The sequence below is a fragment of the Mycobacterium sp. NGS27 genome, assembly GCF_059813005.1.
This window is the reverse complement of the sequence record NZ_JCALDT010000045.1, coordinates 1-418: the sequence shown is the minus strand read 5'-3', so window position 1 is coordinate 418 and position 418 is coordinate 1. Positions and strand designations below refer to the sequence as shown.

1 protein-coding gene is annotated in these 418 nt (G+C 69.4%); it reads right to left on the bottom strand.

Annotated features, from left to right (window positions below):
- A partial coding sequence (locus tag AC5Y30_RS25495; protein ID WP_499922090.1) for a condensation domain-containing protein occupies positions 1-418 on the bottom strand: 418 nt, incomplete at both ends.

The following is a 418-nucleotide window of genomic DNA, read 5'->3' as shown; positions in this document are numbered from 1 at the left end:
GCGGTCTGGATGACCATGAAACTGGTGGCGTTGTGTTCGCGGGCCACCCGCGCGATCTGCTGCTGCAAACCCGCCGGCCAGTCCACCGCCACGCTGGCCCCGCGCTGATCGGCCACCGCCGGATAGGGCCGATCGGTGGGCAGGGCCAGGCGCTCGGGCATTCCGGCGAGCAGCTGCTGCCAGTAGTCCAGCTGGGCGGCGATGCGGCTGTGCGCGTCATCGAGGTCACCGAGCTGCTCGCGTTGCCACAACGTGTAATCGACATACTGCACCGCCAACGACGCCCACCCCGGAGCCTGGCCGGCGCAGCGGTGGGCATAGGCGGTGCCCAGATCGGCCACCAGCGGGGTGATCGACCAGCCATCCGCGGCGATGTGATGGACCACCACCACCAACACATGCTCGTCGACGCCCAGGC